Origin of the sequence: Paucisalibacillus algeriensis (assembly GCF_000577245.1) — a bacterium.
Classification (GTDB): domain Bacteria; phylum Bacillota; class Bacilli; order Bacillales; family Amphibacillaceae; genus Ornithinibacillus.
In genome coordinates this window covers 128170-142374 of the sequence record NZ_CBYO010000001.1, presented here as the reverse complement: position 1 = coordinate 142374, position 14205 = coordinate 128170, and the positions used below count along the sequence as shown (strand labels likewise).

13 protein-coding genes are annotated in these 14205 nt (G+C 39.1%); all 13 read right to left on the bottom strand.

The annotated features are described in order from the left end of the window. Window positions 1-197: 197 nt before the first annotated feature. Window positions 198-509 carry a hypothetical protein gene (locus tag TY11_RS00585; protein ID WP_042141974.1) on the bottom strand — a complete coding sequence of 104 codons (312 nt, stop codon included), beginning with the start codon at window positions 507-509 and terminating at the stop codon, window positions 198-200. A gap of 341 nt (window positions 510-850) precedes the next feature. Then, a complete protein-coding gene (locus TY11_RS00580; RefSeq protein WP_042141973.1) occupies window positions 851-1147 on the bottom strand; it encodes a YerC/YecD family TrpR-related protein in 297 nt (98 codons plus the stop codon). An 18-nt stretch (window positions 1148-1165) separates the two neighbouring features. Then, on the bottom strand, window positions 1166-2227 hold the full coding sequence (locus TY11_RS00575; protein ID WP_042141972.1) for a DUF3048 domain-containing protein: 1062 nt from the start codon (window positions 2225-2227) through the stop codon (window positions 1166-1168). A gap of 56 nt (window positions 2228-2283) precedes the next feature. Further along, on the bottom strand, window positions 2284-4017 hold the full coding sequence (locus TY11_RS00570) for an adenine deaminase C-terminal domain-containing protein (RefSeq protein ID WP_042141971.1): 1734 nt from the start codon (window positions 4015-4017) through the stop codon (window positions 2284-2286). A gap of 270 nt (window positions 4018-4287) precedes the next feature. Continuing rightward, window positions 4288-5553, bottom strand: coding sequence for a phosphoribosylamine--glycine ligase (gene purD / locus TY11_RS00565; RefSeq protein WP_042141970.1), 1266 nt, complete (start codon window positions 5551-5553; stop codon window positions 4288-4290). A gap of 14 nt (window positions 5554-5567) precedes the next feature. Beyond that, window positions 5568-7100 (bottom strand): bifunctional phosphoribosylaminoimidazolecarboxamide formyltransferase/IMP cyclohydrolase, encoded by a 1533-nt coding sequence (gene purH / locus TY11_RS00560; protein ID WP_042141969.1) that lies wholly within the window; start codon window positions 7098-7100, stop codon window positions 5568-5570. A 247-nt stretch (window positions 7101-7347) separates the two neighbouring features. Next, window positions 7348-7932 carry a phosphoribosylglycinamide formyltransferase gene (purN, locus tag TY11_RS00555; RefSeq protein ID WP_042141968.1) on the bottom strand — a complete coding sequence of 195 codons (585 nt, stop codon included), beginning with the start codon at window positions 7930-7932 and terminating at the stop codon, window positions 7348-7350. Further along, a complete protein-coding gene (gene purM / locus TY11_RS00550; RefSeq protein WP_042141967.1) occupies window positions 7925-8947 on the bottom strand; it encodes a phosphoribosylformylglycinamidine cyclo-ligase in 1023 nt (340 codons plus the stop codon). The genes purN and purM overlap by 8 nt, the downstream gene beginning before the upstream one ends. Window positions 8948-8960: 13 nt before the next feature. Further along, window positions 8961-10370 carry an amidophosphoribosyltransferase gene (gene purF / locus TY11_RS00545; protein ID WP_042141966.1) on the bottom strand — a complete coding sequence of 470 codons (1410 nt, stop codon included), beginning with the start codon at window positions 10368-10370 and terminating at the stop codon, window positions 8961-8963. Next, window positions 10355-12574 carry a phosphoribosylformylglycinamidine synthase subunit PurL gene (purL, locus tag TY11_RS00540; protein ID WP_042141965.1) on the bottom strand — a complete coding sequence of 740 codons (2220 nt, stop codon included), beginning with the start codon at window positions 12572-12574 and terminating at the stop codon, window positions 10355-10357. The genes purF and purL overlap by 16 nt, the downstream gene beginning before the upstream one ends. Continuing rightward, entirely contained in the window at window positions 12558-13244 is a 687-nt protein-coding gene (purQ, locus tag TY11_RS00535; RefSeq protein ID WP_042141964.1) for a phosphoribosylformylglycinamidine synthase subunit PurQ, read from the bottom strand. The genes purL and purQ overlap by 17 nt, the downstream gene beginning before the upstream one ends. Then, the gene (gene purS, locus TY11_RS00530; protein ID WP_042141963.1) at window positions 13241-13492 is read right to left on the bottom strand and encodes a phosphoribosylformylglycinamidine synthase subunit PurS; all 252 of its coding nucleotides are present in this window, start codon (window positions 13490-13492) and stop codon (window positions 13241-13243) included. Before purS ends, purQ begins: the two co-directional genes overlap by 4 nt. Continuing rightward, the gene (gene purC, locus TY11_RS00525) at window positions 13489-14202 is read right to left on the bottom strand and encodes a phosphoribosylaminoimidazolesuccinocarboxamide synthase (RefSeq protein WP_042141962.1); all 714 of its coding nucleotides are present in this window, start codon (window positions 14200-14202) and stop codon (window positions 13489-13491) included. Before purC ends, purS begins: the two co-directional genes overlap by 4 nt. Between the last annotated feature and the right edge of the window lie 3 nt (window positions 14203-14205).

Genomic DNA, 14205 nt, shown 5'->3' with positions numbered 1-14205 from the left:
AAGGACTGATTTCTTCTAAATTTAGAGAGATTTCCTAAACATAAAAGGAAGAGAAATTAAAGCAATTCCTCTTCCTTGCCATTGAACTTTTAATATTCTCTACTTTAAGTAGAGTCATTTTACTTTACTTAGAACATTCTTTTTTGAACGGAAATAGTGAATTTAAATATTTCCGTTCAAATATACTAAAAAATTAACTATTCTATTTCCTCTACAACGGAAGGGATAGGCGTTCCATTTCTATAAACATACCCGGCAAAATTGACAAGCCAATATCCGTTTACATATTCTCCACCAGCCCTACTTAAATACCCACTATAAACACCATCATTATAATAATAATATTGTGGTGGATACGCTTTTGATTTATATCCATATGTTACATACTTTCTATCTTGTTGTATTTCAGCGCCTGAATTAATTTCATTTGCAAATACACTTTGTGCTCCTAAAAATATTGTGAATGCTGTCAGAATACTTACCGAAATTTTAAATACCTTTTTAGTCATTTTTATCTTCCTCTCCGTTTTATCTCGTTTCCAAATTAATTAATCATTTTTTCCGCTTATTCCAAAAAGAGATCCATTTAACTTTTTCAGTAACTCCCCCCTCAATGTATATTTGGCGCCTTTTCTCTAATTTCACCATAACATATTTTTACAATTTTTTTTATTGGGAAACTATTAAGTAAAATTACCTGTTTTTTTGCCAATTCGACATGTTTCGCGGAAAGGTTGGAAAGTTTTTATAATAATTCTAAAAAGAGGAAATCTACAACACAATATTAAAGGCCTATATCTTTAAAACTTGATACAGGCCATTTGATATAATACAGCTTTAATTTTCGATATTAATCCTTCTCCAACGTACGTTCCAATACTAGCTTATATCCATCACTTCCATAATCAATACAACGTCTTACCCTTGAAATGGTAGCAGTCGATGCTTTTGTTTCTTTTTCTATTGTTTTATACGTATATCCCACTGTAAGCATTTTAGCTACTTGGAGTCTTTGGGAAAGGGATTGAATCTCACTCATTGTTGCAATGTCATCAAAAAAACGGTAGCATTCTTCTCGATCTTTTAACGATAAAATGGCATCAAATAAATGGTCTAGTTCTTCCCCACGTAATTTATCAATTTGCATGATGAAACCTCCTACTCCCTACTCTCCAGTAATCGTAACAGAATTATCCATTCCTGGGTTAGTTGGAACTACATTTATCCATGTCTTACCAGGAACAAAGCCAATGACTTCTCCGTCTTTAACAGGTATTAGCTGTCCATCACGGTTTTCCCACTCAACCTGTTGTACTTTCCCTTTTTGAATAAGATAAGCATTTCCACCATCATAGAAGTCTATGGCACGGCGTCCTGCATCATCAATTACTTCATGGTATGTCTCAATGATAAATATATTATCTACTTGTATAGGTTCATTCGTTTCTAGTTCAACCGTCATTTCCCCATTGTTATAGCGGTTGTACTTTTCAGTAGTAGGGTCATACTCAAATTCCACTGTGTTCACTGGTTTATTAGAGTAAACAATCTCCACATGATTTGCCGAGTCCCCACTAATTGTCCCTACTTCGTCTTCAGATAGAAATGGCATTGGATTGTGTTCAGCAGTCACTTCATAACCAATATCACTTGCTACCTTGTGTACATTTTTAAATAACAAATAGGAATTATGTGGTGCTACACGGAAAGATTCTCGTTTAAATAGATTACCATCATTGTCGTAAATAGCTCCATCAAGATGATCAATGTTACGATTATCAAGCATATCATTCACGAATCCTGCTGCTCCATGGTAGATATAAAGAGCATGATAGCGATTAGCTAGATCAAAGTAATACTCACGAGCACTACGAACCGGACCAACTACTTCTGGTTGTTCACTATGGAAAATAGCTAGGAATCTAGTGATCATACCTTCAGCCAATACCTCGAATACAATGTCTGCTTGTGAGAGTCCAGTTTGTGGACGGGCTTTCGAATGATTATTGACCATAATACCGACCGCGCGATGATTGACATCTTCATTGGTCTTTATACCTGTAAATGGATAAACATTAGAATATTGTGGCTCTGATTCTTCTATTTGTTCTGGTTCCGTTACTTCCTCAACATCTTCTTTTGGGTTTTCATCTTTATTTGCTTTATCAGTACAAGCCCCCAAAAGAAATAGAATACTTGCTACTAATAGCAAAATCCACTTTCTCATATTCCCAACACCTTTTATCTAGTAATTTATGTCCTAAGTCCTACTACTATTATATGTTAACGCATGGTCGCTGGGAAGAGCACTTCTCGTTTTTTAATATCTATAATACCTTCTTGTGTAATTCGGATATATGGCAAGTGGGTAGAGGATAAGAATAGAATGCTATAGATTGGATCATTAAATTGATAGCCAAATTCCAGAAATTTTTTCTTTAGCTCCTGTTCTTTTTCGATTAATTCTTCCATATCACCGGCAAACATTTTACCCGCGAGCCTTAATGGAAGTTCAGCAATTATTTCCCCTTCATGAACAAGGACAATTCCACCACCTAGCTCCTTTAGTCGTTTCCAAGCTAGGAATATATCTTGTTTGTCTTTTCCGATGAAAACAAAATCACCTGTTTGCGAAAAAGAACTTACTAATCCACCAAGATTCTTTGTAAAGCCACGAATAGTAGTGTTTACACGCCATTCTCCCTTTTTATCCAATAGTAATAGAAAGGCATCATCACGATTTTCCGGTAATTTATCTACCGTTATATCCGTTTGAATCGCATATGGTTTAATGATGACATCGTTAACCATGTCTAACCCAATCGGTGTAGAAAATTGCAAATCACTTATCTCCAATTCCCAATCAAACTTAAGTGGCTCGATATTATACTTTTCCCAGTCAATATAAGTAGGAAGTTCTTGAACATCACCATCTCTAACAATCCATTTTCCTTTAGCTAAGACACTTTCCGGATTGGGATTGTCTTTCCGTTGTAATATGTTAATATTGGCAATCCGGCCAGGTGCTATACATCCTAGTTGTTCTCCTAAATGGAAATGCTTCGCCACGTTAAACGATGCCATGCGATATGCATCTTCTACAGATACACCTTTCTGGATTGCAATATCGATACATACATTCATTAGTCCGTTCTCATAAAACCCTGGTGTGCCACCATCTGTTGTCATGGTAAGCTGATCAAAGTTAGTTAATCCAGCTTCAATAATTTCCTCTAATAGCTGAGGAAGGTCCGGTCGTATAGAAGAATAACGTAGCCCAACTTGATAGCCTAGTCGTAATCTCTTTAACACATCTTCTCCACTTATCGATTCATGATCAGCTGATACGCCTAGAAGTTTCAGTTTGGTGAGTGTGTTTTCAGAAGCACCTGGTAAATGTCCTTCGATCGGTTTTCCTTTTCGCTTCGCCTCCTGAATCCAATAAAGTAATCGATCATCCCCATTAAGTAGGCTCGGCCAACCTGTTAGCTCCCCACCTTGAATAACACTCGGGTGTGATAACCAATCCATCATATCCTCTGTATTAAAAAGCCTTTCCTCATCAAGAAGTGCAGTTTGTGGATCTAATCGACTCCACCAAAACATGGAGATTGGTAGTTTATTAAATTCATATATAATAGAAAACGCTTTCTTTTTATCTAATAAAAAAAGCCACGTTAAATTATCATTAACTAATGTGGTTGTTCCAAATTTTGCGGCATGTGTCGCTAATATCTCTGGGTTATATAATTGAAATGGGTGTGCATGTGGCTCCATATAACCAGGAACAACAAACTTACCTTCACAGTCTATTATTTCAGCAGATTGTTCTGGAAGTTTCTCACCAACATAAACTATCCGCTCCTTATAAACCCAAATATTTGCCGTTAACCATTGATTTACATACATATTTAAATAGGTTGCATTCTTTAATACAAGAGTTGGTGTAATATCCCCCTCTACTACCTTCACATGCTTTCTCAGCTCATAATTTCTCCAATATCCATTCTCTAACATAGGGCAACTCTCCAAATTTATTCTTTTTCTAATTGTATCACAATTCACGCTTTATTACTGTAAAGTTTTTGTTAAGTACAGTGAAAATTTTGTGACAATGCTTTTAAGATTTAACTTTAGAATGAAGAGTGAGAGTTGTTTACATTTCATATTGGACTTGAATTCGGGGTGAAATGACGAATGAGGGGGCTCTATACTTCATTTTGACATCGAGTAAAGGTTGGAATGAGGAATAGGATTAGTTTTTATAAAGCCAGTAGAAAGACGCTCCTATCCAAGAGCGCCTTTCTTAGTTTTACCAATATCTGTACGATAGAAAAATCCGTCTAGCCCCTCATTTGGAGGGAGGTTTCCATATAATAATCTACCAGCCAAGTCCAAAGAACAGCCCTTCGCCCCAACTAGTAGTACACGGCCACCATTGGAAACATAGCCATTTTCTGATTTATTAACACCAGCATAAACAACAAATGAATCACCATTTGCATTTAGGTTAGGTAATTTTATCCCTTTATTGTAGGCTGCAGGATAGCCAACCGATGCCAGTACTACGCCCATACAAAATTCATTTTCCCATTCTAGCTTTGGATCCTCACCATCAAGCACGTCTAACATTACTTGTAGTAAATCATTTTTCAATAGCGGTAATACCACTTGAGTCTCTGGGTCTCCAAATCTAGCATTAAATTCAATTACCTTTGGTCCAACATCTGTCATAATTAGACCTGCATATAAGATACCTGTGAATGAACGACCTTCTGCAGCCATCCCAATTGCTGCCTTTTGCAAAATCTCCCTAGTTGCAAAATCAACCATTTCTTTCGTAATATCTGAGACTGGTGCATAAGCACCCATTCCACCAGTATTCGGTCCTTCATCGTTATCCAATGCTCGCTTATGGTCTCTTGCCGGTATCATTGGGTAGACATTCTCTCCATTTACAAAAGCCATTAAGGAAAATTCCTTACCAACTAGGAACTCTTCCACTACAACTGTTGCTCCAGCGTCTGAAAAAGACTTGGAAACTAGCATATCATCAATTGCTTCGAATGCGATTTCCTTCGTTTCTGCAACCACTACACCTTTTCCAGCAGCTAAGCCATCAGCTTTGATTACGATGGGGGCACCTTTTTTATCCACATATTGTTTCGCCGCAACTGGATCAGAAAACGTTTCATAGCCCGCTGTTGGAATCTGATACTTCATCATAAATTCCTTTGCAAAGCTTTTACTCCCTTCAATTAATGCCGCTTCTTTACTAGGAGCAAATACCCGAAGTCCTTCCGCCATAAAATTATTAGAAATCCCATCCATTAATGGATTCTCTGGTCCAATAATCGTAAGTTCTATCTGATTTAACTTTGCAAACTCAATCAGTTTAGCACTATCTGTTTCCTCGATTGGTACTATTGTTGCAAGACTTTCCATTCCAGCATTACCAGGTGCAGCAAAAAGCTTATCGACCATGGTACTTTCAGAAAGCTTCATTATAATACTATGTTCACGTCCACCGCGTCCAACTACCAAAACGTTCATTATTGGCCTCCTCATTAATGTTTAAAATGGCGCATACCTGTGTACACCATTGCAATCCCGTGCTGATTACATACATCAATAGAATCCTGGTCACGTTTCGAACCACCAGGTTGAATAATCGCAGTAACACCGGCTTTAATAGCTTCCTCAACTGTATCTGACATCGGGAAAAATGCATCAGATGCCATAACCGATCCAATCGCATTTTCACCTGCTTGCTCGATAGCTATTCTAGCTGCTCCTACACGGTTCATTTGCCCTGCTCCAACACCAATTGTTTGCTTATTCTTGGCTAAAACAATCGCATTGGATTTCACATGTTTGACTGCCTTCCATGCAAACAATAGATTATTCATTTCTTCTTCAGAAGGAATTCTTTCTGTAGCCACTACAAGATTATTTTCCTTTATTACGCCATTGTCCCTACTTTGTATAAGTACACCACCATCAACAGTTGTTAGCTTATAAGAGGTTGCATCCTTCTTGGACATTTCCGTGGATAATAGGCGTATATTTTTCTTTCTCGTTAGGATTTCGAGTGCTTTTTCTGAAAAGCTTGGTGCAATAACAATCTCTAGAAAAATGTCGCTTAGTTGCTCAGCAGTTTGTGAATCAACTTCACGATTCAAGGCAACAATGCCGCCAAAGATTGAAATAGGATCCGCTTCAAATGCTATAAGGAAGGCATCCGAAATGGATTCACCCATTCCAATACCACAAGGATTCATATGCTTCACCGCAACAGCTGTCGGCTCACCGTACTCTGCTAATATTTCTATAGCAGCATTTGCATCTTGAATATTATTGTACGAAAGTTCCTTACCATGTAGCTGTTTTGCAGTAGCAAGACTCATCCCATTTTGAATTGGATTTTTGTAAAATGCCGCTTCTTGATGAGGGTTTTCTCCATAACGCAGAGATTGAACTTTTTCATATGTTACCGTATAGGTTTCTGGGAACTTTTCCCCTGTTTGGGTAAGAAAATAGTTTGCAATCATTGCATCATAATTCGCTGTATGGCGAAATACTTTTGCAGCAAGTTTTTGATGGAATTCTAGGTTAATAGAATCATTTCTTAATGCCTCAAGAATCGAATCATAATCTCCAGGGTCAACTACAACCATAACATCGGCAAAATTCTTTGCAGCAGAACGCAACATAGTTGGGCCACCAATATCAATGTTTTCAATAATATCTTCCTTTGAAACTCCATCTCGTTCAAGCGTTTGTTTGAACGGGTAAAGGTTCACCACAACCATATCAATTGGTTCAATATGATTATCTCCTAGTTGCATAAGGTGGTCTGGATTAGAACGTTTCGCTAACAATCCACCATGTATCATTGGATGGAGTGTTTTCACACGACCATCTAAAATTTCAGGGAATCCAGTAACTTGATCAATGGCAGTTGCCGGAACACCAGCACCTTGAAGAACGCTTAAAGTTCCACCAGTTGAAATAATCTCATATCCCAACTCTACTAAGCCAATGGCAAATTCTACGATGTTCTGTTTATCTGAAACACTGATTAGTGCACGCTTTTTCATGTTTTCACTCCTTGGTTTCGCATTTCTACGGTTGAGTTTATTGTTTACTAGGTTTAATTATCTTGGGTTTGGGTTGATGGTTTCCAGTTTTGGGTGTAAGGATCACTTTATTAGGTGCATAGTTTGCTTCCCAGGCACATGCTCCTCCCCCTTGGGCGCATGGTCCTCTTCCTCGGGCTCATGCTTCACTTTTCTAGGCGCATGGTACAATCCATCAGGCACATCCTCCGATCCCAGAGCACATTAATCACTCCACTGGCCATAATCGTTCCTTCCGTACTACCTGATTAATAACCTCCGGATACAGCACATGCTCCGCCTTCTGAATACGGTATTTCAATGTTTCCTCAGTGTCCTCTGGTAAAACCTTAACCTGCTTTTGAGCAATGATTGGACCAGTATCCATACCTTCATCAATATAATGAACGGTTACTCCTGTAATCTCAGCGCCTGCAGCGAGGGCCTGACCTATTGCGTCCTTTCCAGGAAACGATGGAAGTAATGATGGATGGATATTCAATATTTTTTCTTCATAGGCATTTAACAGAGTATGGCCAATCAGGCGCATGTATCCTGCTAGAAAAATCCATTCTGCGCCAACCTCTCTTACAGCCCGAAGCACTTCTGTTTCATATTCCCGTTTGTCATTAAACGCCTTTGGATTTAAAACAAACGTTTGTACACCGAAATATTTTGCCTTTTCTATTACACTAGCTCCGGGTTTGTCACATACTAGTAATACAATCTCACAAGCTAGCTCTTTACAATTCATCATCGCTACAAAATTACTACCCGTTCCGGAAGCAAAAACTGCCGCTTTCACTTTACTCATAACGGAAATGTACTCCCTTATCCACTACAACTTCCCCAATGACAGTTGCCTCTTCATCTGCTTCAGCTAAAGCTGATAATGCCGTATCGACCTCTTCTTTAGAAACAACGAGGGCCATGCCAATTCCCATATTAAAAATACCGAACATGTCATCTAAGGAAAGCTCACCTTTATTTTGTAAAAACGAAAAAATCTCCGGAATTTCCCAACTTCCTACAGAAAACTTCACTCCTAATTCTTCCGGCAACATTCTTGGAATATTTTCATAAAATCCGCCACCAGTGATATGAGAGATTCCTTTCACATTTACCTTTTTCATCAATTGATTTATCGGTTTAGCGTAAATTCGGGTTGGCTCTAGTAACCACTCAGCAAGAGACTTTGACAGCCCTGGGTAAACCTCGTCAAACTCCAATCCAGCAACAAGCTTCCTCACCAAGGAATATCCATTCGAATGAATTCCACTTGATGGCAGACCAATTACGACATCCCCAGCTTGAATAGATTCACCAGTAATTAACTTTGATTTCTCTGCAATCCCAACAACAAATCCAGCTAGATCATATTCATTTTCCCCATACATACCTGGCATTTCCGCTGTTTCCCCGCCAATTAATGCCGCACCGGCATGAGAACATCCTTCAGCAACTCCAGAAACAATTTGTTCAATACGAACTGGGTCATTTTTTCCACAAGCGATATAATCAAGGAAAAACAGAGGCTGTGCACCTTGAGCAACAATATCATTTACACACATTGCTACTAAGTCAATCCCAACGGAATCATGTTTATCCATCTTAAACGCTAGTTTTAGTTTTGTGCCGACTCCATCTGTACCAGAAACTAGTACTGGCTCTCGATATGAAAAAGAAGTTAGATCAAATAATCCAGCAAAAGCACCAATTCCTCCGAGTACTTCTGGTCTGGTTGTTTTAGCGATATGCTTTTTCATTCGTTCAACTGCTTCATAGCCAGCTTCTACATCGACCCCTGCCGCCTTATATATATTCGACACATTGACACACTCCTTAGCATTTCGTATAGGTAACTTCTAATTGTCCATGTTCTGTAACGGGATATTTTCCAGTCATGCAAGCCATACAAACACCTTGATCAATCGAGTCCACTGAAACAATGGCTTTTTCTAATCCATCGCTTGATAAATACGCCAAGCTATCCGCACCAATCAGTTCACATATCTCATCTAGAGAATAATTTGCAGCAATCAGCTCTTTTTTTGTAGACATATCGATTCCGTAATAGCATGGATTGGTGATGGCTGGTGAAGCAATTCTCACATGTACCTCTTTTGCACCAGCTTCTTTTAACATGCGAACAATTCGCCTACAAGTTGTTCCACGAACAATAGAATCGTCAATCATAATGACGCGTTTTCCTTCTACAATCCCACGTACTGGTGATAACTTCATTTTTACCCCTTGTTCACGAAGTTCCTGGGAAGGCTGAATAAACGTTCTACCAATATAACGATTCTTGATTAATCCAATCTCATATGGAATTCCACTTTGTTCGGCATAGCCTATTGCTGCTGAAATACTAGAATCCGGAACACCTGTCACCACATCTGCTTCAACAGGCGCTTCTTTAGCAAGCTCAATCCCCATTCGCTTTCGGGACGCATGAACATTTACATGGTTCAAGTTACTATCAGGACGCGAAAAGTACACATACTCCATGGCACACAATGCGCGTTTTTCCTGGACGGCAAAACGAGTAGATTCCAGTCCAGAATCTGTAATGGTTATTAGCTCACCAGGTAAAACTTCCCGTTCGAATTTGGCACCGATAATATCAAAGGCAGAAGTCTCGGAAGCTACAACATAGGATTCTCCTAATCTTCCGATAGATAATGGTCTTAATCCCCGAGGGTCAAGTGCAATATGCATGCTATTTTCCATTAACAACACAAAGGCATATGCACCTATTAATTGGCTTAAAGCATTCTTTAAGCCGGCGATTATATCCATTTTTCCATTTCTTTTTAATAAGTGAGCGAGTACTTCTGTATCGGAGGAGGTCTGCAAGATACTACCCGCAGCCTCTAGTTCACCACGTAACTCGTAAGCATTCATGATGTTACCGTTATGTGCTAATGCCATACTTCCAGTTTGGGAACGAAATAGAAGTGGTTGCACATTATCTATCGTTCTTTCTCCTTGGGTTGCATAACGGACATGCCCAATAGCCGCATGCCCACTGAGTTTCGAAAAATCAAACCGCTTAAAAACATCATTCACGAGTCCTTGCCCTTTATGAAGCTTAAGTTCATGACCATCTGATGTCACGACACCAGCACCTTCTTGGCCACGATGCTGTAGGGCATGTAGACCATAATAAGTTAGTTCCGCAGCTTTTTCATGACCCCAAATCCCGAAGACACCACATTCTTCATTCAAGCCTCTTATTTCAGCAAGCATGGGATTGCCCCTTTCCAAAGGTTCACTAACTCCTCTACTTCCTCTGACAAAATGATGTCATCCTTATTTCGGATGGTTAACTTCCCATCTGCTGTAACGACACCAATCGCAATTGCATCTTCCACAACTTTTTCAAAAGCTTCTTGCTGTTCCACTTTTACACTGACAAGGAAGCGAGATTGTGTTTCACTAAATAATTCAACCGTTGCATCACCAGCCACCTGTATATCTGCACCTAATAATGAATCCGCAAATAAACTTTCTGCTAATGCAACACCTAATCCACCTTCTGCTAAATCGTGAGCTGAATTAACTAACCCTTGTTGAATAGCATGAAGTAGTTGATTCTGTCGCTTTGCCTCTACCTCTAAATCAATTGCGGGTGCTTTACCTTGATATCTTCCTTCCAAGACATTCTGAAGTTCACTTCCTCCAAATTCTGGTCTAGTCTCACCAATCATATAAACTAGGTCACCAGCCTCTTGGAAAAAGCTCGGGGTAATATGATCCGTTGACTCATGTAATCCAACCATTCCGACAATAGGTGTTGGGAAAATTGCTTTCCCTTTTGATTGGTTATATAACGAAACATTTCCACTAATAACTGGAGTACCAAGTGCTAGACACGCAGCACTCATTCCTTCTACACTTTTCTCCATTTGCCAAAAAACTTCTGGATTTGTTGGGTTTCCAAAATTCAAGCCATCCGTTAACCCAAGTGGTCGTGCACCGGAGCAAACAATATTTCTCGCAGCCTCAGCTACCGCAATCTTTCCACCTGTTTCCGGATCTAAATAAATATAACGAGAATTACAATCCGTTGTTATTGCAAGAGATTTATTCGTACCTTTAATTCGTACAACTGCCGCATCCGACCCTGGCCCGGTAACGGTATTCGTTTGTACCATGGAATCATATTGGTCATAAACCCATTCTTTGCTAGCGATAGTTGGTTGTTGTAATAATTGCTTGAGTACTCCGCCATAATTAGCTACCTTTAGTAATTTATTCCCAATCTTCTGAAACTCTTGATAATACTTCGCCTCTTGAGATGGTAAATGGTAGACTGGTGCCTCCTCTGCTAGAGCATCAACCGGGATTTCTGCTTTCACTTCACCATTTTGTGTGATACGGAATACTTTCTCCTCTATAACATGACCAACAGCAACTGCTGAAAGCCCGTAACGTTCAAACACTTCAATAATTTCTTGCTCTCTACCTTTTTTTACTACTAAAAGCATGCGCTCTTGAGATTCCGAAAGCATTAGCTCATAGGCAGACATATTCTCTTCACGTTGTGGAACTAAATCTAAATTCATATGCATACCTGTTCCAGCTTTACTTGCCATTTCACTCGCTGATGATGTTAAGCCAGCTGCCCCCATATCTTGCATACCAACAAGGGCATCAGAATGAATTACTTCCAGACAAGCCTCAATAAGTAATTTTTCCATGAATGGATCGCCAACTTGAACGGCAGGACGGTCTTTAGCTGCATCATCTGCTAAATCATCAGAGGCAAACGTTGCTCCATGTATGCCATCACGACCTGTAGGAGCACCAGCATATATAACCGTATTACCAATCCCAGCCGCAATACCATTTTGAATATCATCATGATTTATTAGGCCAATACACATAGCATTGACTAATGGATTATCTTCATAGGAATCATCGAACTGAACTTCTCCACCAACCGTTGGAACTCCAACACAGTTGCCATATCCTGCAATTCCATTTACAACTTCGGAAAATAAATATTTCACGCGATCAGTAGTTAAATTTCCAAAACGAAGTGAGTTCATTAAAGCTATTGGACGAGCACCCATAGAAAACACATCACGAATAATCCCGCCAACACCCGTTGCAGCGCCTTGATATGGTTCTACAGCCGATGGATGGTTATGACTTTCTATTTTAAAAACAACCGCTTGGTTATCACCGATATCAATAATTCCAGCCCCTTCACCAGGACCCTGAAGAACATGCGGTGCTTTTGTTGGGAATTTCTTTAGTAATGGTTTCGATGTCTTATAACTACAATGCTCCGACCACATCACTGAGAAAATACCAGTCTCTGTAAAATTTGGAAGACGTCCTAAGATTGTCTTTACCATTTCAAATTCAGAATCACTTAGCCCCATGCCTTGATAAAGTTTTTCTGTTTCGATTTGTTCTGGGCTAATCTCATGCGTTTGTAACATAATAGGACTCCCTCCAATTTTTCACGATTGATTGGAATAGCTTTAATCCATCATTACTACCTAAAAGCGCTTCTACAGCCCGCTCCGGATGTGGCATCATTCCTAATACATTTCCTTCTTTATTGATAATTCCAGCAATATTTTCTACCGAACCATTTGGATTATTTTGATAGGTAAAAAGAATTTGGTTGTTCGCCTTTAATGAAGACAAGGTTTCTGGGTCACAATAATAATTTCCTTCACCATGTGCGATTGGAAAACGTACAATTTCCCCTTTTCCATATCCACTAGTAAACATCGTTTCATTATTTTCAACGAGCAATTCTTCTTGATGACACATGAAGGAAAGCTTTTTGTTTCGCATTAATGCACCTGGTAATAAGCCAGCCTCGGTTAAAATTTGAAATCCATTGCATACGCCAAGAACAGGCTTTCCTTTTGTAGCATGCACCTTCACTTGATTCATCACATCAGACGTAGCAGCGACCGCACCGGACCTTAGGTAATCACCATAAGAAAATCCACCAGGTAGTAAAATGCCATCATAGTTTTCTAGATTGCTATTTTGATACCAAACTAAATCTACCTCTTCACCAAGTATCTCTTTCACCGCGTGATACATATCGTGATCACAGTTCGAACCCGGAAAAACAATTACAGCAAATTTCACGAGTGAACAGCCTCCCCCATATCGACGTGGTAATCCTCAATTACTGGATTAGCAAGCAACTTATCACACATTTCACGTACTCGTGCTTCAAGATTTGGTCCATCTTCTACTTGTAATTCAATGTACTTTCCAACCCTAGCCTCTTGAATCTCTTTATAACCTAAAGCGTTTAATGATTCTTGTATCTGCTTTCCTTGTGGGTCAAGCACACCCTGTTTTAGTGTAATAAAGACGGTCACTTTTCTCATACCCTTGCCTCCAGTCGTTGTAGTAGTTGTTCATAAACGGTAACTAAATCACCAGTACCCTGGCGAAATACATCCTTATCCATCTTTGCATTTGTCTCCAAATCCCATAAACGACATGTATCAGGAGAGATCTCATCAGACAAGACAATTCTGCCATCTGGCAATCGGCCAAATTCAAGCTTAAAATCAACTAATGTAAGATTGCTAGTGTAAAAGAATTCACGTAACACGGTGTTTATTTCTAGTGCCTTTACTTTTATTTCACGTAGTTCCGCTAAGGTAATATCGGTTAAAAGCAGAGCATGATCATCATTAATTAACGGATCATCTAATTCGTCATTTTTATAAAAAAGTTCAATAAGTGCGGGATTGAAAGGTGTCTTTTCCTTAAACCCTAAACGTTTTGTAATACTACCTGTTGCTAGGTTTCGAACCACAACCTCTAGCGGGATAATTTCCGTCTCTAGAACCAGTTGTTCTGTTTCGTTTAGTCTTTTTATAAAATGACTACGAATACCATGGTTATGTAAGTAAGGGAAAATCAAGGAAGATATTTCATTATTTAATCTTCCTTTCCCAGGAAAACTTTCTTTTTTCTTTCCATTAAAAGCTGTTGCATCATTTTTATAGGCTAAAACCAGCTTCTCAGAATCTGTTGACGAACGATAAACCTTCTTCGCTTTCCCCTCATACAATAGCTCTGCCTTCACGTT